Raw genomic sequence first — 256 nt, 5'->3', positions numbered from 1 at the left:
AGAGCACAGCCCCTGAACCGGCAGTGTCGGAACAGAATCATCCTTATGACATCCCTGCAGAAGAGACAGACAATCAGGCATATGAAGATGACTATGCAGCATATGCATCCCTGCAGTCGGTAACTGCAGGGACAGCCTCCCCGAATGAACCGCAGGTGAATGCTGTTTCTGCCATTGACAGCAACGCAAAGAATACCTCTGCCGCCACCACTGACGACCGAAATGTATTAGCACAAGAACCCAATGCTGACGCCAC

At 52.0% G+C, this 256-nt stretch carries 1 protein-coding gene; it reads left to right on the top strand.

From position 1 onward, the window contains the following. On the top strand, nucleotides 1-256 hold a 256-nt coding region (locus E0D98_RS27745; RefSeq protein ID WP_131891655.1), incomplete at both ends, for a hypothetical protein.

This window comes from Escherichia sp. KCJ4928 (assembly GCF_004352695.1).
Classification (GTDB): Bacteria; Pseudomonadota; Gammaproteobacteria; order Enterobacterales; family Enterobacteriaceae; genus ECMA0423.
The sequence above is the reverse complement of the archived record's forward strand: the minus strand, read 5'-3'. Positions and strand labels throughout refer to the sequence as shown.